Below are 18,275 nucleotides of genomic sequence, written 5' to 3'. Positions count from 1 at the left end.
AAGAGATGGGGGGATGGGGAGAATTCAAAACTCAAAACTTTCCTAGTCCCCAGTCCCCAATAAAAACTCAAAATTCACTACTTTTTTAATCAGCACTTAAGATGACAAATAACCAATCTTATAAAAATGCGGTTTTAGATGATAAAGAACTGCAAGAGGGTTTAAAAAAAATTAATCCGAAGTTTGGTGACTTTGTTACTCGCGTAGCTGGTGAAGTCTGGGGTTTGCCCTTAATTGACCAAAAAACTAAAGCGTTAATTACGATCGCGATCGACATAGTTAATCAAAGCCATAATGGTCCCGGCAACCCCTTTCCTGCACACATAGATATGGCTCTCAAACAGGGAGCAACTCGCGAAGAAATCGAAGAATTACTATTATTTATGTGCGTGTACGCGGGGTTTAATAAAGTTGCAGGTTGCTTCGGCGCACTTAAGGAAATTTTTGGTAAAATCGGCGGACAGGGGACGGCAATAATGATACCTGATTATGCAATACGCGATCGCCAACAAACAGTCGCCTTTTACGCTCTCCTGTGGAAAAAGCAGGATCTAAATACAGCACTTTTCAGCGATTATTGGAGAAATGTTAATGGCTCATTAGGAGCAAAATTACCAGGTCAATATCAAAATTGGCAACATCATCTAGATCCGCAACCTATTGATATTTGGCCTACTTTAAATGGGATAAAATCAACTGCTACAGAAATAGAACGTTGTGATGGAATTTCCGAAATAACTTTTGCTAGTGAGAGCGATCGACAAAGTTATTTTCAATCAGCTTATCTTCTGGAAAATGATGGCAAGAATTTGTTTAGTAAAGCAGTTGGTTATACAACTAGTCCGGGAAATTCGGTTAGTTATGTCGATCGCCTAGAAAAAGCCGATACAAATGGAGCAATAGACGCAATTAAACTCCATGTTTTAATTAAAAAAACAGATGGCGCAAGTTTAGCAGAATTTCGCCAATACATGAGCGACACCTTTGCTCCAGCTATTAGCAAAAATCAAGAAATTTTAAAATTTAGGCTGCATTTATTTGACCCTCGTCCTCATGCTCCTAGCGATCCACATTATGAACCACCAGAAAAGCAATATCAAGCAGCTTTTGAAATTGCTTTTGCCAACTATCATCAAATGCAGCAGTTTTTTACATCAAAAGACTATTTAGCTGCTACTAAAGACCAGGGAAATTATATCAAAGAAATCAACGCTCTACCAGAGCGAGCTACTTACACTTTTGTTGACGCAGGACAAATTACACAAATAGGAAAAGGTAGTTCCAAGGTAACAGAAATGATCGCAAATGTCGGTACTAATAATTACAGTTCAGAATCACCTTTAAGCAACGGCAATTCCAATGGAAAATCCAGTTTAGCGCAATACCTCCAAGGTGTACAACACTTCGGGATAACTGTAGACGATATGGACAAAGCTATAGAGTTTTACACTGAGGTGTTGGGGGGAAAAATTGCGATCGGAGGCGACGGATTTTATGGCGAAGATTTGCATAATCTCCTCTTCCAAAAAGATGAAATAGAAGCCCTGCAAAAAGGGATCAACCCCCGCAGTGTTGGCGTTCCCAACATTAGAGATAATACCCAAGAATCCCTAGATGTTAGGTTTATTTCCTTCGGCAACACTTGTGTAGAAGTGATTCACTTCCGGGATGCCAAACTATCACCAAAAGCCCCCAACGTTTTTAGCAAAGTCCCTTCTTCCGTTGGTTTTGCAAACGTACCCCACATCTCTTTTCACGTCAAAGATGATGTTGATTTAAACGATTTCGCCCAAATGCTAGAAGACGAATGTCAAAAGCGGGGAATGACCAACGTTGTAGTTAACAAAACTATTCATATTAACTCCGAAGCCGAAAGAAGAAAAGCCGGACATTCCTTTGCTAAAACTGAATTTCCCGGCGACTTTGACGGCTGGGCATTATTTTATTGCAAAGGGCCAAATGGCGAACAATTAGAATTTAACCAAGTCAGAAGAACCGCCCTGAAAAACTTTAAACGGGCGCAACAAGAATATAACCAACAAACTGGAAGAAACTTTCCTTGGGCATCAGACGCAATTAGGGAGAATGGAACTATGATGACAGCAACAGCAACCAAATGGGAATGGCCTCATACTAAAAAATGGCCTAAATATTCCGGCTCTAAAATTGATATTCTCAAGCAATTATTCCTTGCTGGCGAAGCAATGAATATCAATAATTTCGTCAACTTCTTTACTGAAGATGCTTTGTACCAATTTGGTAATTTCCCAGTAGTTTACGGACATCAAGGTATTAAAGACTCTTCCGTAGGTTTCCTGGAAAAATGTGAAGGTCTGCATCACCACATGAAAAATATGTGGCAGCTATCTGAAGATTTAGTAATTGTGGAAATGGATGTCACTTATGTCCGTCATGACGGCAAAGTGTTTACTCTTCCTTGCGCCGATACCGTGCGTTTTCAAGGCGATAAAATCAGCGAATTGCGAATTTTTATGGACGTTACTCCAATGTTCACTACTCCATAATCCCGCATTTAAATTAATTTGCCAACTTAAAAGATAAACACTACGTCGCGGAGGAATTATGACTACTACAATGTTTCCCGGAACTAGAGCATCCATCATCAAAAATTTGATTGGGTTGTTTGAAAGAATGGATGTAGATACAGCCCTGAATAACTTTACTGAAGACGCACATTATCGTTTTGGCAATTATCCACCTGCTATTGGTAAAAAAGCCATTCGGGAAGCAACAATGGCAAGTCATCTTGACTATATCAAAGGCATTTCTTTCGATATTAAATCTATGTGGGAAAATGCCGATTCTGTAATTTGTGAATTAGAAATTAATTACATTCGTAATGATGGTAGTGTGTTAACACTTCCTTGCACAGATATTTTCCGCATGGAAGGCGACAAAGTGAAGGAAATGCTGGTTTATATGGACCCATCTCCCCTATTTGTGGCACCGGAAACTAAGCAAGAAACAATTTTGGATATTGCCAAACATTTGATCGCAACTGTGGAAGCAAATAATGTCGAAGAATACATTACTTATTTCGCTCCCGATGGCGCTTACAAAATTGCCAATAATCCCCCAATAATCGGCCCACAAGCAATCAAAGACTTCGCTCTACCAATTATGGGAATGTTCAGCAAAGTTTCCCATGATGTACATAATATGTGGCAAGTTGATGAAAACACAGTAACAGTTGAATTAGATGTTACTTACTTCCGCAAAGACGGAAAAGTGTTTAAATTCCCCTGCTTGAATATCATCAAATTCCAAGGTAACAAAGTTAAGGAATATCAAGCTTTCCTTGATGCTAATCCCGCATTTTCATAAATAAAATCCGGTTTCTGTAAAGCTTCTTACTCAGACAACTGGTTAATCAGAAACCGAGTTTTTATTCCCCAGTCTTGAGAGATTAAAGAGAATGGCTGAACAGCAAGATAAACTAAGCGTAAAAAATTCGACAGCAGTGATTTTTCCCGGAGATAGAGCAAATATTGTTCAGCGTTTTTTAACTACTACCAGAACCGCTGATGAATTTGCCTCTTACTTTACTGAAGACGCATCTTTCCGATTTGCTAATGCTCCAACAGTTACCGGACGTAAAGCTATTCATGAGTCTTCAGTTGCCTTTCGCCAAAAACTTAAATCTGTCTCCCACGATATTAAATCAATGTGGGAAATGGGAGATGTAGTTGTCTGCGAAATGGAAGTTACTTATACTCGTCATGATAGCAAAGTTGTGACGCTTCCCTGTACAGATATTATTCGGATGAAAGGCGAATTATTTAGCGATTTGCGAGTTTACATGGATATTTCTCCGGTGTTTGCTGCGTAAAATCAACCAGTAATTTATTAATAAGGGGTTTGGAAAAATGGCAACTCAAACTAAAGGTAAAATCGGCGTACTCATTGAAGAACATTTTGACCCAACTGAGTATAAAAAGTTCAATGAATACTTTCCACAACAAGGTTATGAAGTAGAATATATCTCTCATTTGTGGGGTAATTCTTCATTAACTTTTGGTTCTAATCCTGAAAATGACCAAATTGAATTTCATGTCACCGTGACTACAGAAGTTAACGACATTGACCCGGCAGATTATAAAGGGATAATTTGCATCGGTGCTTATGCAATGGATCGTTTAAGATATCAAGTAAATGTTAAGAAAGGGCAGAAAAATCAAGCGCCAGCGGTGGCATTTATCCGAAAAGCTATGGATGCGGGAAATGTGAAAATAGGCACTATTTGTCATAGTTTATGGCTATTATGTGCCGATCGCGATTTGCTCACAGGTCGTCAAGTTACTTGCGCCCACAATATTGTTTGTGATGTGGAAAATGCGGGGGCGGATGTAGTTTTTGACGGTGATGTAACCGTAGATTTAGTTATTGATGACAATTTGATTACCGGGAAGCATCCGGGAGTAGTTGATGAATTTATGGAAGCTTTCGTTGTGGAGATTGAAAAAACGGAAAAAGCCCAAAAAGTAGCGGTTTAAAATTCCAATTTTGTTGGCTATTAGCTTTAGCAACTTTGTTCAACTATCTTGAGAGGCAATTCCAAATGGAACGGATGAATTTTACCTTTTCTGATACTATTGGTGGGTATGTTACTCACTTCGATCGCCAAAGTAAATCCTTTGGCATCAAAACATCAGATGGGCGAGAATATACAGCATATTTAACACCGACTGCTTGGGGAAGAATTGCCCAAAATTTGGGTGAATCTTACATTGATGCTACCCAAAGATTGGCTGAATTACTATCACCTGGACAGCACGTATTTGCTTACGGTGTTTTTTATCCTCAAGGAGATGGACACAAATTTGAAGTGAAATCTTTTGTGTTTCCTGGGGAAGCACCTGACAAATATCGCCACGAAGAACCTGATTGGTGGGTGAAACAAATTCGATCGATCGCTGATTGTTATCTAAAATGGCAATTTGGTTATCCCGACAAAGAAATCGATTATCATAACTATCGCACCATGCTGAATTTAGCTGGTGAGAAAAAACCTGATGATTATCTACAAGAAACTGATACGATTTCCCGCTTAGTTTATGGGTTAGCTTCTGCTTATTTATTAACAGGCGAAGACCGCTTTTTAGAAGCTGCGGAAAAAGGTACTAATTACCTGCGGGAACACATGAGGTTTTATGATACTGATGAAAATTTGATTTACTGGTATCACGCAATTAAAGTTCAGGGTAAACGGGAACAAAAACTGTTAGTTTCTGAGTTTAGTGATGACATCGATTGTATCCCCGCTTATGAACAAATTTATGCTTTAGCTGGGCCAATTCAAACTTACAGAATTACTGGCGATCCTCGCATTTTAAAAGATGCGGAAATGACGGTAGATTTGTTTGACAGATTCTATTTAGATAAAGAGCAAGGCGGCTATTTTTCACACATCGATCCAATTACTTTAAATCCTCGTGCTGAGTCTTTGGGACGTAACCGCGCCCGGAAAAATTGGAACTCTGTGGGCGATCATGCTCCAGCTTATTTAATTAACCTGTGGTTGGCAACTGGTGAACAAAAGTATGCTGATATGTTGGAGTATACTTTTGACACGATCGAGAAATATTTCCCCGACTACGAAAATAGCCCATTTGTGCAAGAAAAGTTCCACGAAGATTGGAGCAAAGATCAGGAATGGGGATGGCAACAAAACCGCGCCGTTGTGGGGCATAACTTGAAAATTGCCTGGAATTTAATGCGGATGCAAAGCTTAAAACCCAAGGATCAATATGTTGCTTTGGCCCAAAAGATTGCTCAATTAATGCCAGATGTGGGTAGCGATAAACAACGCGGTGGTTGGTACGATGTGGTAGAAAGGGTGTTAGCAGAAGGTGAAGAACATCACCGTTTTGTGTGGCACGATCGCAAAGCGTGGTGGCAACAAGAACAAGCAATCTTAGCTTACTTAATTCTGAATGGTACTCTCCAAAATCCTGAATACTTGCGCCATGCCCGTGAAGCTTCTGCTTTCTATAATGCTCACTTCCTCGATCATGATGACGGTGGTGTATACTTCAATACTTTGGCAAGTGGCTTGCCTTTCTTAATGGGTACAGAACGCTTTAAAGGTAGTCACTCCATGAGTGCTTATCACTCAACAGAACTCTGCTATTTGTCAGCAGTCTACCAAAACTTGCTGATCTTCAAATACCCAACGGACTTTTACTTTAAGCCAATGCCAGGAGCATTTAAAGATAATATCTTGCGGGTTTCACCCGATATTTTACCTCCGGGAAGTATCAGCATTGGCAAAGTTTGGATAAATGAAGAAGAATACAGCAATTTTGATGCTGAGGCTTTGACCGTGAAATTACCAGATACTCAGGAACAGGTCAAAGTGAAGGTGCAAATTGTTCCTCGCTAGAAAGAGGTTTGAGATGGCAAGTTGAAAAAATCTTTAATTTGCCATCTACAATCAGCTGTTGACGATTCATCAAAAAACAAGATGGACATTAAGATTGAGAATGAGGAAGATGTAACTGTCGTCAAATTAGAAGGCGACATCGATGCAAATACAGCGCCCGAAGTTCAGGATGAAGTTTTACCCTTGGCAAAGCCAGAAAGTAAAATTTTGCTGGATATGACTGAAGTTCCATACACTTCTAGTGCTGGTTTACGAATGTTACTCTCTCTTTATCGGCAGGTAAGTGCTAAGGATGGTCGGCTGGTTCTGGTGGGGCTTTCCGAGGAAATTAAGGATACTATGTCAATTACTGGATTTCTGGACTTTTTTACCACATCAGATAACCAGGAAGAAGCATTAAAGGTACTCTCTAGCAAACAAACACCAGACGCTTCTCACCAGGAGAAAGACAAAGGCTCTAAAGCAGAGCTATAAGAGATAAGTTCAATAGCTGTATAGGTGAGAATACTCCAAGGCAAAATAGGTGCTACAGCAATCTTAGCTTTAGCACCTATTTCAAAAGTTACAGGCACAATAGCTTCTGCTTCAGGAATAATACAGATCTAAGGTACAAATATTAACAACTGAAGTAGTTATGGATGCTCAAAATCAAGCGACGGAAAATTTATTAGAACAAATGGCAGCACTGCAACAAGAAGTAGCTGAACTGAAAATTGCCAGAATCGCCCTTGAAGCCCAAAATCGGATGCTGGAAAATCTGCTAAATATGGCAGAAAGTCCTAAGCCGGGAGACATATTAGAAACTATTCTCCAACAAGCTTATGAAATTTCCTGCAAACTCACAGGTGCGGAAAGTGGTTGTTTGGTATTTTTAGGTTCAAATAGTGCTGTGCAAAAGAGCATCCCCCAAGAGGAAGATTTAACTTCTGTGCAGTTGATTCTCACTAGTCCTGCTTACATTAATTGGGCTGATAACCATCGCCAAGTTGTGCCAACAGCAGATGTTTTGGAAATTGAACATTTGCGATTGCTCTTTAATCAACCCCCATTCATGCGCTCACTGCTCAGTGTACCCATCCTGAGAAAAGGCAAATTACTCGCTGTCCTCACCTTGATGCACTCTCAGCCGGGATATTTCGGTGCTGTGATTGCTAACTTTATGCAGTCGATGTCTAGGCAAATCGCCCTAGCTACAGAATACGCTCGCTGCTATGACGAACTAGACAGTTACTCGAATCAACTCAAACAAGAACTAGAAAGAGCTAGGGAAATTCAGCGAGATTTTCTGCCTAATCCACTGCTAAGTGTACCAGGATGGGAATTTGTGGCTTGTTTTTATCCAGCGCGGCAAGTGGCTGGCGATTTCTACGATACTTTCCGCTTTCCTGATGGTTCTATTGGTTTAGTAGTCGGAGATGTATGTGATAAAGGTGTGGGAGCAGCTTTATTTATGGGCTTGTTTCGCAGTTTATTACGCATTTTTTCCGGTTATTACTCCTTTGAATTACCCAACGGAACTAACGAAAAAATTGCTGATGTAGTACTACCGCTAACAACAGATAGTGAATTAGCGGAAGTTCCACCGAATACGGTTAAAATTATTGATGCGCTGAAGGCGATCGTACTAACTAACAATTACATTGCCCAAAATCACGAACGCTTGTGTATGTTCGCCACCATCTTTTTTGGGGTTCTCAATCCTACAACTGGGGTACTTACTTACATTAATGGTGGGCACGTACCGCCAATTATTGTCCGTGCTTCTGGAACTGTAGAACGTCTCAAACCTACAGGCCCAGCCGTCGGCACCATCTATAACATTGATTACGAAGTCAAACGAGTACAGCTAGAACCTGGAGATATTGTGCTGAGTTTCTCAGATGGTGTCCCCGATGCCCGTTCTTTAGAAGATGTTCCCTTTACTGAAAACCGATTGCTCTCACTATTAGAAGAACCTGCCTCCTCTGCCGTTTCTTTGGTAGAACGCATTAAAACTGAGATCAAATCTCATATTGCGGAAGCAGATCCTTTTGATGATATTACTATGCTGGCTGTGCGACAAAATTTGCCATTATCAACAAATGAAAGGAGCAAAATTTCTGATTTACAGCGATCGTCTATTCTTCTTTAATGTTTAATTAACCAACCTAATGCTCAAACTTTATGGACTTAAGAATTGATAGTCATCCTACTCACACTTACGGCAAATTTAAACTTCGCACTGGGCGGCCTTTCCCTTTTGGGGCAACTGTAGTTCCTGGTGGAGTCAACTTCTCGATTTTTTCCTCCCACGCCAAATCCTGTACTCTGGTGCTATTTGAAAAGCACGCTAAAAAACCAATGGCGGAAATTCCCTTTCCTGATGAATTCAGGATTGGTAATGTTTTTTGCATGATTGTATTCGATGTAGATTACGAAAATATCGAATATGGTTATCGCATGGAAGGGCCTTTTAATCCTCAAGAAGGTCATTGGTTTGACAAGAGTAAAATTCTCATGGACCCTTATGCCAAAATTATTGGCGGGCGGGATGTTTGGGGAGTAACACCAGATTGGGAAGATATTTATCATCATCGTGCCAGAATTGCTCCTGATGATTTTGACTGGGAAAATGACCGACTTTTAGAAATTCCCCCGGAAGATTTAATCGTCTACGAAATGCACGTTCGTAGTTTTACTCGCCATGCTTCATCAAAGGTGAAACATCCGGGAACGTTTGCGGCAATTCGAGAAAAAATTCCCTATCTCAAAGAGTTGGGTGTTAATGCGATCGAGTTGATGCCAATTTATGAGTTTGATGAGTTTGAAAATTCTCGTCCTAATCCCAACAATCCTGATGAATTACTTGTAAATTATTGGGGTTATAGTACAGTCGGTTTCTTCGCGCCGAAAGCGGGCTATGCGGCAACTGGCAAATTAGGAATGCAGGTAGATGAATTAAAAGCATTAGTTAAAGACCTGCATAAAAATGGCATTGAAGTAATTCTTGATGTGGTATTTAACCACACGGCAGAAGGCAATGAACACGGGCCAACAATTTCTTTCCGGGGAATTGATAATAGAACCTACTATATGCTGACACCGGAGGGTTATTACTTCAATTTCAGTGGTTGCGGCAATACTTTAAATTGCAATAATCCGATCGTGCGGAATATTGTATTAGATTGTTTGCGCTATTGGGCAAGTGAATATCACATTGACGGTTTCCGCTTTGACCTTGCATCTATTTTAGGGCGCGATCCTTGGGGTGCTCCTTTGGCAAATCCCCCATTGTTGGAAACACTCGCATTTGACCCAATTTTGGCGAAATGCAAATTAATTGCCGAAGCTTGGGATGCTGGCGGACTGTACCAAGTTGGTTCTTTCCCCGCTTACGGACGTTGGGCAGAATGGAACGGCAAATACCGCGATGGGATTCGCAAGTTCCTCAAAGGCGATGCGGGGCGAGTGGGCGATATGGCACAACGTCTGCAAGGTTCTCCAGACCTTTATGCTTGGGAAGGTCGCGGCCCTGCAACTTCGATTAATTTTATTACAGCCCACGATGGTTTTACTTTAGCTGATTTGGTTTCCTATAACGGCAAGCACAATGAAGCTAACGGAGAGAACAATAATGACGGTTCCAACGATAACGATAGTTGGAACTGTGGCGCGGAAGGTTGGACGGACGATCCGGGCATTAATGCTTTGCGGCAACGGCAAATGAAGAATGCTGTGGTGATGCTGATGGTGTCTACTGGTGTGCCAATGATTTTGATGGGCGATGAAGTGGGACGTTCTCAGAATGGGAACAATAACACTTATTGCCACGACAATGAATTAAACTGGCTGGATTGGACGCTTTTAGAGAAAAATGCTGAGTTATTCCGCTTTTTCAAGCATTGCATTGGTTTTCGCAATGCCCACCCAGTACTGAGGAGTAAGTATCACTTTAGCAATCGAGATTACAAGAATAGTGGCTATGCCGATATTACCTGGCATGGTACACAAGCTTGGAATGCTGATTGGTCTGATTCTAGCCGGGTTCTGGCTTTTATGCTGTGTGGGAAACACGCGAAGTCGGGAATGGTGGAGGATAACTATGTTTACGTTGCCATGAATATGCACTGGGAAACGCTTTGGTTTGAAGTTCCTGGTTTGAAAGATGGCATGAAGTGGCACGTTTTTGCTAATACTGGCGTTGCTTCTCCCTTGGATATTTGTGAACCTGGTAAGGAAGGGTTGTTGGAAGATCAGTCGGGTTTGTTGGTGCGCGATCGATCGGTCGTTATCCTTGTCGGTAAGTAATAATTTGCCACAAGTAAAAAGCAAAAATATGAATTTTTTGCCTCGTTCAATTGCGGGAAAATTATCTAGATAACAGGAGAAAATTATGGCTTTTGATGTAACTTTAGAAATGGAAAATACCACTGCTACCATCACTTTAAATGGTGCATTGGATGCTAGTACTGCACCAAAGTTTAAGGAAGAAATTGAGAAAGTTCCTACGGGAAAAGTGAAAACTCTAGTTTTGATGATGGAAGACTTGGAGTATATGGCGAGTGCTGGGTTGCGGGTACTAATTTACACTAAACAAAAAATGGGTGCACATACAGATATCTATGTGGTTAAACCACAGGAAATGGTGCTGGAAACGTTGGTAAAAACTGGGTTTGACCAAAGTGTAATAGTAGTTGACAATCCACCAAAAATTGAAAAGGTATAAATCACTAGTTGTTAGTGGTTAGTGAGGGGGAAAACTATAACTAACCACTAATTATCACACCCAAAACTTATGCTATGGAACAAATAACGGTACCCGGAACTTTAGACTCTTTGAGTGAAATTTCTAAATATGTCTTGTCCGCTGCTTCCGCTGCTAGATTGGATAAAAAGGCAACTTATAGATTGCGTCTAGCAGTAGATGAAATTGCGACAAATGTAATAATCTACGGTTATGAAGATGCTAAAATTCAAGGAAATTTGGATCTACAAGCTAAAATTGATGACTCTAGTTTGACTATCCTGATGGAAGATAATGCTGGTGCTTTCGATCCCACAACAAAATTTATGCTAGAAGAAGAGTCAATTAATCTACCAATGGAACAAAGAGCGATTGGAGGATTAGGAGTTTATCTAGCGATTCAAGGTGTCGATCGGTTTATGTATGAGAGAAGTGGCGATCGCAATCGCAACATCTTTGTTGTCCATCTTCATTAGCTATTGGTAGTAAGTTAGGGTGCAGGGTAGTGGGATATTATTCTACTACCTCTTCTACAAAGAGATAAGTATTAAATAAAACCCACACATTACTACAACAAAATTAAGTTGAAAATCCAAAATTACGCCAAAGCGAATCAATAATCCCTTAGAATGGAACCAATAACTTGACAACAACTATTGATGAGGAAATCCTAACAATTATCATTGACGATACTGCTCCATTTTGCGATCGCACTCAAAAAGTACCTGCAAATAATTTAGATTTAGCATTAGATGAACAGGAAATAGGTGGACTGAGAGTGTATCTCGTTATAACAAGGAGTCGATCGATTTCTTGAGCAACGAGTAAAAAATCGCGATCTTAATATTTATATCATCAATCAAAAGACAAGTTGAACTAGAGGCACAAGTGAGTATGATCGTGCAACATCAATCTATAGAACAACTACACCAAGAACTAGAATCTTTGCGCCAAGAGGTAAACGAGCTTAAAACTGCACAAGCTGCTTACCATGCACAAAGCGAACTGTTGGAAAACTTGGTAGCAATGGCGCGGTCTTCATCTGAAAAGGAAGTACTCACAGCCACCTTAAAAAATACGATGGCTGTCTCCACTCGACTCACGGGCGCACAAAGAGGTAGTTTGTTCATCTACAACAGCAGTGGCGCTGTGGTTGCGAGTATTTTGACTCGCGACGGCGCTACCCCAGAAGAAAGTACTAAACTGATTGGTTTAGTGTTAAAAGATGGACTAGCAGGTTGGGTAAGTCGTCATCGGGAAGTCGGACTAATTTATGATACGAAAAAAGACGATCGCTGGGTAGATCTACCAAACCAACCTTATCAAGTAGGTTCCGCATTGGCTGTACCCATTCTTCGCGGCGACAGGTTACTCGGTGTTCTCACATTACTGCACTCACAAAGCGAACACTTCACCAAAAAAGACGCGCATTTGATGGAAGTAACAGCAGATCAAATCGCTTTGGCTTTAGAAAATGTTCAACTTTACACCAAATTAGATACTACGAAAAAAGCACTGGAAAATGAATTAGAAAAAGGTAAACAAATACAAAACGATTTTTTACCTGAAAAATTAATTCAACCTTCTGGTTGGGAAATAGCAGCTTACTTTTCCCCAGCACGAGATGTAGCTGGTGACTTCTATGATGCCTTTGAACTTCCGGGCGGATATGTAGGTTTAGTAATCGCTGATGTCTGCGATAAAGGCGTAGGTGCAGCACTATTTATGGCCTTGTTCCGCAGCTTAATTCGCATCTTTTCTGGTCAAATTCAATTACAAGAATCAGATGTACTAACTTCTGAAGCCTTAGAAAATTGTCCAATTAACCCGCACAGAGCTGATTATTCAGCAGAAATTGATGCCTTAAAAGCGGTATCTTTAACTAACAATTATATCGCCAAAATTCACTGTCAATTGTGTATGTTTGCTACCATGTTTTTTGGAGTATTAAATCCGACTACAGGGGTACTAACATATATTAATGGCGGTCATGAATTCCCCATAATTATTGGCAAAGAGGGAATTAAGAAACGGCTTTCAAAAACAGGGCCAGCCGTAGGCATGATGCCAAATGTGAAGTTTAAAATTGAACAAGTACAACTAGAACCAGGTGATATTCTCTTAGCCTACACAGATGGTGTCCCAGAAGCCCATAGCCCCACAGGAGAGTTTTTTAAGGAAAAAAACTTATTAGCTTTGGTAGAACAACAAGCACCTTCAGCTAATGCTTTACTTAATCGCATAGAAGAAAATTTGCGGCTACACATTGGAGAGGCAACACAATTTGATGATATTACGATGTTGTCAATACATTGGCTTAAATAGTTGCGCTGATTCTAGATCCCCGACTTCTCTAAAAAGTCGAGGATCTGGGTGCGTAGTACCTCAATTAATTAATTGATAACCTGTTGCGCCTTGAGATAATATTTTCACATAGCCTAAACTTTCTAAGAATTGCATCATTTCTGTTTCTTCGGGAGAGTTCGCTGTTTCCCAAAAAACTGTTTCGATCGCTTTGGCAGCAAATAGAGATTTACAACTTTCTAGAATTTTTAAATCGTATCCTTCGGCATCAATTTTTAAAACATCGATTCTGGTTTCATTATATTTTTCTAAAAGGGAGTTTAGGGTTAACATTTCCGATCGACGTACACCCTCTTGATGTTCATCTGTAACTACTTTAGTTAACATCGTGGGATCGCCGAAGGTATCTAATAATGCCGTACCGTTGCGATCGCCAATACACCCCGGAAAAATCTCATATCTCGACTGATAATCTTTTAAATTCTCATGCAATAATTCCACATATTCTGTAACTGGTTCAACAGCAATAACTCTAGTTCCCTCTTTTTGCAACCACAAAACTGAGTAATAACCAAAATTTGCCCCAATATCAACTAGCAGCCCCTTCCGTTCTTTCGATAAAATTTCTTGAGTGAGAGACTCTTCATAGTACCCACTCATCACAAAAAATCTAGCGTGTAAACAAAGAGGGTTAACCTTAATTTTAGTCTGAGGAAATTCACGAGGAGAACCGTAAGTGTACAATAATTCTGTTGCAGAATCTAAAGGAATTTCAGCCAAAGCTAACCAATTAATTGGAGCAGCATATTTGATAGGTAGAATATGCAGCAAATACTTTAGTCCAAAAAGAGTATTGTTCTTACCTAAAATATAATAATTTAATTTAATAAATCCTTTAATCAATTCTTGCTTTATTCTCATACTATTTCACCTTTTTGTGACTACAACCTTTCCCAAAAATCAATGTAAACCTTTAAAGTATCTTGAGCAATCTTTCGCCAACAAAACATTTGCGCCACTTCCACACAGCGTTGAGAAAGCTGAGAATATCTACTTTCGTCCAAAGTCAGTAGCTTAACTATTTGATTACTAAAACCTGCCCTATCTCCAGGTACAACCATAAACTTTTCCTCAAAATTACCCAGCATTTCTCTTGGCCCTGGTACATCATAAGCTACAGTAGGAAGACCACAAGCTAGTTTTTCCAGTACAGCAAAACCAAAACCTTCGATATAGCTAGGAAATGCACCTACAGTGGCACCACTTAACAATTTAGGCAATTCATCACTGGTAAATTCCGGTATTACTTTGATATCTTCATTTGCTGTTAAATTCAGATCTTCTAAAACAAATTTAGCACTAAAACCTGTACCTAGAAACAAAAAACGAACATCAGGAACTTTTGCTTTAACACTCTTAATAATTTCTGCCCAATCTCTAGAACCTTTGCGTGTTCCCCAAGTACCAATAAAAACTACTTGTTTGTTATTTAAACGCACCGCAGCAGGTTGTATAACTTCAGCAAATGCCTGTTGTCGTTCCGGAGAAAGTCCAAAAGGAAAAACAAAACTTTTCTCACCTAAACCCAGAACATCACGGGCATAAGAGAGTTCATCATGATTAGGTAAATTGATTAAATCACAGGTTTGCAAACTACGCAGACATTCATAATTTCCTTTCTTGGATTGCCAAGACTGCAACCAATTTTTAATCCGAGTTCTCTTTCTTTTCGGAGGCCATTTAGTCTTTTCCAAATGAGCAAATTCATTATAAAAGGCATATAAACCTACAGAACGAGCAACCAATAAACCCTTAATTCCCAGTTCTTGTTTAGAAAAAGGTAAGTTACCTTGATGAGCATCAATAATATCAAATCTATGGGCATTTGCTTGCACAAAAGATTTTGCTTTGGCTGAAAAGCTGGGGCGAGTGAAATTTTCTAACACAGAGGTATTGGCTTTAGGAAAGGCATCACCATAATCAAATTTTTCTACTTCATGCCCCATTGCCCGAAATTCATCTGCTAATTCTAATTGCACTCGCGAACCGCCAAAATTGCGATTCCAATTCATGTGTAGAACCATTAGTATTTTTAAAGGTCGATTCATTATTCCAAATTCCACTTAGTTAGTTATCAGTGGCTTATAAGCAATAGCAAACCAACCAATACACATGGTTGGTGGTACTTCTAAATTTGATTGGGCAATTAAATTTTTCACCAACCATACTAAACGAGGCAACCAGTATTTAGTCCACCAAGGCATTTTACAATGTGCCACGTAAGCTCCCAAGAAATGAGCAGCAGCAGTGTGCCAATTTCCCAAGGGAAGAACTTCGATTCTTTCAAATCCTGCTTTTTCTAACTCATCTATTAAACCGAAATTAGTCCAACGGCGAAAATCATTCGGTGTTTCGTGTAAGCCTGCTAAGAAAGGCACACTTAGAAAAAAACCACCTCCCGGACGCAAGACATTATAAATGCTAGAAAGTAGTATTTCGGGACGGCGGGCGTGTTCTAGTACCTCCGTAGCCATAGCCCAATCAAAGGAATTATTAGGAAAAGGGATCGACTCACCATCATATAACACTGTGTCAGGAGGCAAGGTGTGACAACTATTGGAGACATCTACACCTTTGTATGATTTTATTTGCGTAAATAAGGAACGGTATGGTTGAGTGCCACAGCCAATGTCTATCAGATCGCCTTTAACTAAAGGTTGTATAGTTAATAATGCTTCTAGAAGTAATTTTCTCTGAAAATAAATAGCATTCCATTGGGTATTGGGAACAACAAGAAAATTATCTGGTTTTAATTTGTGTAGTGGAATTGTCATTTTTATATCAAGTCTATTAAATACTTTTATAAAACATCATCTTTTTCCAAGCAAATTTTTGGCAAATGTCTTCCAAAAGAGCGGCCAACGAGCTAATGTGGGTCTAGAGATTAACTGAAAGAAAAATTGAAAGAATGTTAGTGGTTTAGTGCTACGAATTAAAGAGTGGATTATTTTATAGTCGCCTGTATCAATTTCAAAGTTTTTTCTGAAAACCCAAGGCAGCTGGGAAGCCTCTAATAAAGCTACATGACTAATTTCAGATAATTCATTAAAATCTTCCGATAAATTGCCTAAACATTTATTTTGACCATGATATTTAAAGTTTACCCATTTTTGATTTACCGAAATTACCTTTGGTTTTTGGCTGAGAACTCTTAAAAAAAATTGATAATCCATGACTACTTGCAACTTTATATCTAGAGGAAAGCATTTATTAGCAAGTTCAGTGGCAACAAATACTGCTGGCTGCGGCAAGTGCCTACATGACCAGAATTTTAAATATTTATCAAAGTTAACTGGATAAGATTTGCCAAAATCTCTATATTCAATAATTTCGTTGCCATTTAAATCTAAAGCACAGAACTCTCCACAAATTAACTGGTAGCCTTGCATATAAAATTCTGCTACTCTTTGTAAGCAATTTGAGATAGCATAAGCATCATCTGCATTTAACCAAACGAAGATATCACCAGAGCAGTGTTCATACCCTTTATTAATAGCATCTGTCTGACCTTTGTCTGGTTCACTTACCCAGTTACTTAGATATTTTTCGTATTTCTTAATGATGTTAATTGTTTCATCTGTAGAACCACCATCAATAATGATATATTCTAAATTAGGATAGCCTTGTAATAGAACAGAACGAATGGTTTCTTCAATAAAGCGTCCGTAGTTGTAGCTGGGTGTAACAATGCTAATTTTAGGCCATTCAGAACCATCTGTCATTCGTTGCGGTAGAGGCTGATTGTCCTCTGTCCACGGCCATCCAGTTTTGTCTGGTGGCGGAGAGGGTAAGTTTTTCATGGTCAAAGATTGGTAGGCGATCGACATAATAATAAATAAGAGATAGGAGCTTATTGATTGGTGTTTATATTACCAACAAAACTTGTATTTTTTGACTTCCCAGCATCCATCGGGTGAGTCTATTTTATTTTTACTGATTGATTTACTCTCATAGCCGCATATTGATTGCACCATCTCCCTTACTTTGGGAAGTCTATATAATTTTAACTGCAACACCATAGTTCTCAGAAGGTTGGGCGACCATTTTAATGTTTCTCGCATTATAGCTAGTGACTTTTCTCCTTCCATGACATACTCTTCCATTTGACGGCTTTTTTGATTTTGTTGAATCCGAAATCCACCTAAAGGCGTGGCTGTTCCGTATAAATCAGCATACAAAAAGAAGCGCGACCAAAGATCGAAATCACCTGCTATCTTAAACTCAGTGCGAACATGACTACCCGCTTTTTCCCATAAACTGCGCCGCCAAAAGGTAGACTCTTGGGAAATCCAGCTGATTCCTCCCTTGCCCCATCTATTCCAAGGAAGGTAACAACCATCCAGAAATGCTTCTCTAGAATACCCAGGAACTAAACTAAATCCTACACAGAATCCATCCCAATCCCAGGCACCCTGTTGCAGAGTAGTTAACCATTCTACTTCGTGAAGTTGAGATAATATACTAGATACGGTTTTAAAAGTCCAAGGATAATACATATCATCGCTATTTAACCATGCCATAATTTCACCTGTAGAATGGACAAAACCTTTGTTAATAGCATCATATTGCCCTTGGTCTGGTTCGCTGCACCAATAGTGCAGATATTTCTCATACTTTTTAATAATTTCTATACTTTTGTCTGTTGAGCCTCCGTCAATAATAATGTATTCAAGATTTGGGTAATTTTGCCCCAAAACACTTTCGATAGTGGCTTCAATAAATTCACTTTGATTAAAAGAAGGCGTGACAATTGAGATTTTAGGTATGTTTTTATTCACTACAAAT

Annotated in this window: 17 protein-coding genes; 12 read left to right on the top strand and 5 right to left on the bottom strand. The window is 39.5% G+C overall.

What is annotated here, in order from left to right:
• Positions 1-101: 101 nt before the first annotated feature.
• The 12 genes from IQ264_RS32670 to IQ264_RS03715 all read left to right on the top strand — a co-directional run bounded on the left by IQ264_RS32670 (position 102) and on the right by IQ264_RS03715 (position 13,451).
• Positions 102-2,525 carry an EthD domain-containing protein gene (locus tag IQ264_RS32670; RefSeq protein ID WP_228061271.1) on the top strand — a complete coding sequence of 808 codons (2,424 nt, stop codon included), beginning with the start codon at positions 102-104 and terminating at the stop codon, positions 2,523-2,525.
• 58 nt (positions 2,526-2,583) lie between these two features.
• A complete protein-coding gene (locus IQ264_RS32665; RefSeq protein ID WP_228061270.1) occupies positions 2,584-3,345 on the top strand; it encodes a nuclear transport factor 2 family protein in 762 nt (253 codons plus the stop codon).
• 91 nt (positions 3,346-3,436) lie between these two features.
• On the top strand, positions 3,437-3,850 hold the full coding sequence (locus IQ264_RS03760) for a nuclear transport factor 2 family protein (protein WP_193978759.1): 414 nt from the start codon (positions 3,437-3,439) through the stop codon (positions 3,848-3,850).
• Positions 3,851-3,887: 37 nt separating this feature from the next.
• On the top strand, positions 3,888-4,514 hold the full coding sequence (locus IQ264_RS03755) for a DJ-1/PfpI family protein (protein ID WP_193978757.1): 627 nt from the start codon (positions 3,888-3,890) through the stop codon (positions 4,512-4,514).
• Positions 4,515-4,579: 65 nt separating this feature from the next.
• Positions 4,580-6,403: an AGE family epimerase/isomerase gene (locus IQ264_RS03750; protein WP_193978755.1), complete on the top strand. Its 1,824-nt coding sequence runs from the start codon at positions 4,580-4,582 to the stop codon at positions 6,401-6,403.
• Positions 6,404-6,484: 81 nt separating this feature from the next.
• Positions 6,485-6,877, top strand: a complete 393-nt coding sequence (locus tag IQ264_RS03745) for an anti-sigma factor antagonist (RefSeq protein ID WP_193978753.1) — start codon at positions 6,485-6,487, stop codon at positions 6,875-6,877.
• A gap of 160 nt (positions 6,878-7,037) precedes the next feature.
• Positions 7,038-8,534 (top strand): PP2C family protein-serine/threonine phosphatase, encoded by a 1,497-nt coding sequence (locus tag IQ264_RS03740; RefSeq protein WP_193978751.1) that lies wholly within the window; start codon positions 7,038-7,040, stop codon positions 8,532-8,534.
• Positions 8,535-8,566: 32 nt separating this feature from the next.
• The gene (gene glgX / locus IQ264_RS03735) at positions 8,567-10,690 is read left to right on the top strand and encodes a glycogen debranching protein GlgX (RefSeq protein ID WP_193978749.1); all 2,124 of its coding nucleotides are present in this window, start codon (positions 8,567-8,569) and stop codon (positions 10,688-10,690) included.
• A gap of 85 nt (positions 10,691-10,775) precedes the next feature.
• Positions 10,776-11,108 (top strand): STAS domain-containing protein, encoded by a 333-nt coding sequence (locus tag IQ264_RS03730; protein ID WP_193978747.1) that lies wholly within the window; start codon positions 10,776-10,778, stop codon positions 11,106-11,108.
• A gap of 74 nt (positions 11,109-11,182) precedes the next feature.
• Entirely contained in the window at positions 11,183-11,602 is a 420-nt protein-coding gene (locus IQ264_RS03725) for an ATP-binding protein (RefSeq protein ID WP_193978745.1), read from the top strand.
• A 167-nt stretch (positions 11,603-11,769) separates the two neighbouring features.
• Positions 11,770-11,943, top strand: a complete 174-nt coding sequence (locus IQ264_RS03720; protein WP_193978743.1) for a hypothetical protein — start codon at positions 11,770-11,772, stop codon at positions 11,941-11,943.
• Between the two features lie 77 nt (positions 11,944-12,020).
• Entirely contained in the window at positions 12,021-13,451 is a 1,431-nt protein-coding gene (locus IQ264_RS03715) for a PP2C family protein-serine/threonine phosphatase (RefSeq protein ID WP_193978834.1), read from the top strand.
• 60 nt (positions 13,452-13,511) lie between these two features.
• Here IQ264_RS03715 and IQ264_RS03710 read toward each other — a convergent pair whose 3' ends face one another.
• The 5 genes from IQ264_RS03710 to IQ264_RS03690 all read right to left on the bottom strand — a co-directional run bounded on the left by IQ264_RS03710 (position 13,512) and on the right by IQ264_RS03690 (position 18,268).
• Positions 13,512-14,351: an FkbM family methyltransferase gene (locus IQ264_RS03710; RefSeq protein WP_193978741.1), complete on the bottom strand. Its 840-nt coding sequence runs from the start codon at positions 14,349-14,351 to the stop codon at positions 13,512-13,514.
• A gap of 20 nt (positions 14,352-14,371) precedes the next feature.
• A complete protein-coding gene (locus IQ264_RS03705) occupies positions 14,372-15,538 on the bottom strand; it encodes a glycosyltransferase family 4 protein (RefSeq protein WP_193978739.1) in 1,167 nt (388 codons plus the stop codon).
• A 15-nt stretch (positions 15,539-15,553) separates the two neighbouring features.
• Complete coding sequence (locus tag IQ264_RS03700) at positions 15,554-16,264, bottom strand: class I SAM-dependent methyltransferase (RefSeq protein ID WP_193978737.1); 711 nt, start codon at positions 16,262-16,264, stop codon at positions 15,554-15,556.
• Between the two features lie 36 nt (positions 16,265-16,300).
• Positions 16,301-17,290 carry a glycosyltransferase family 2 protein gene (locus IQ264_RS03695; RefSeq protein ID WP_228061269.1) on the bottom strand — a complete coding sequence of 330 codons (990 nt, stop codon included), beginning with the start codon at positions 17,288-17,290 and terminating at the stop codon, positions 16,301-16,303.
• Between the two features lie 69 nt (positions 17,291-17,359).
• Entirely contained in the window at positions 17,360-18,268 is a 909-nt protein-coding gene (locus IQ264_RS03690; RefSeq protein WP_193978733.1) for a glycosyltransferase family 2 protein, read from the bottom strand.
• Positions 18,269-18,275: the final 7 nt, after the last annotated feature.

The sequence above is a fragment of the [Phormidium] sp. LEGE 05292 genome (assembly GCF_015207735.1).
Lineage (GTDB): Bacteria > Cyanobacteriota > Cyanobacteriia > Cyanobacteriales > Aerosakkonemataceae > Floridanema.
This window is presented reverse-complemented; position numbering and strand designations above follow the sequence as displayed.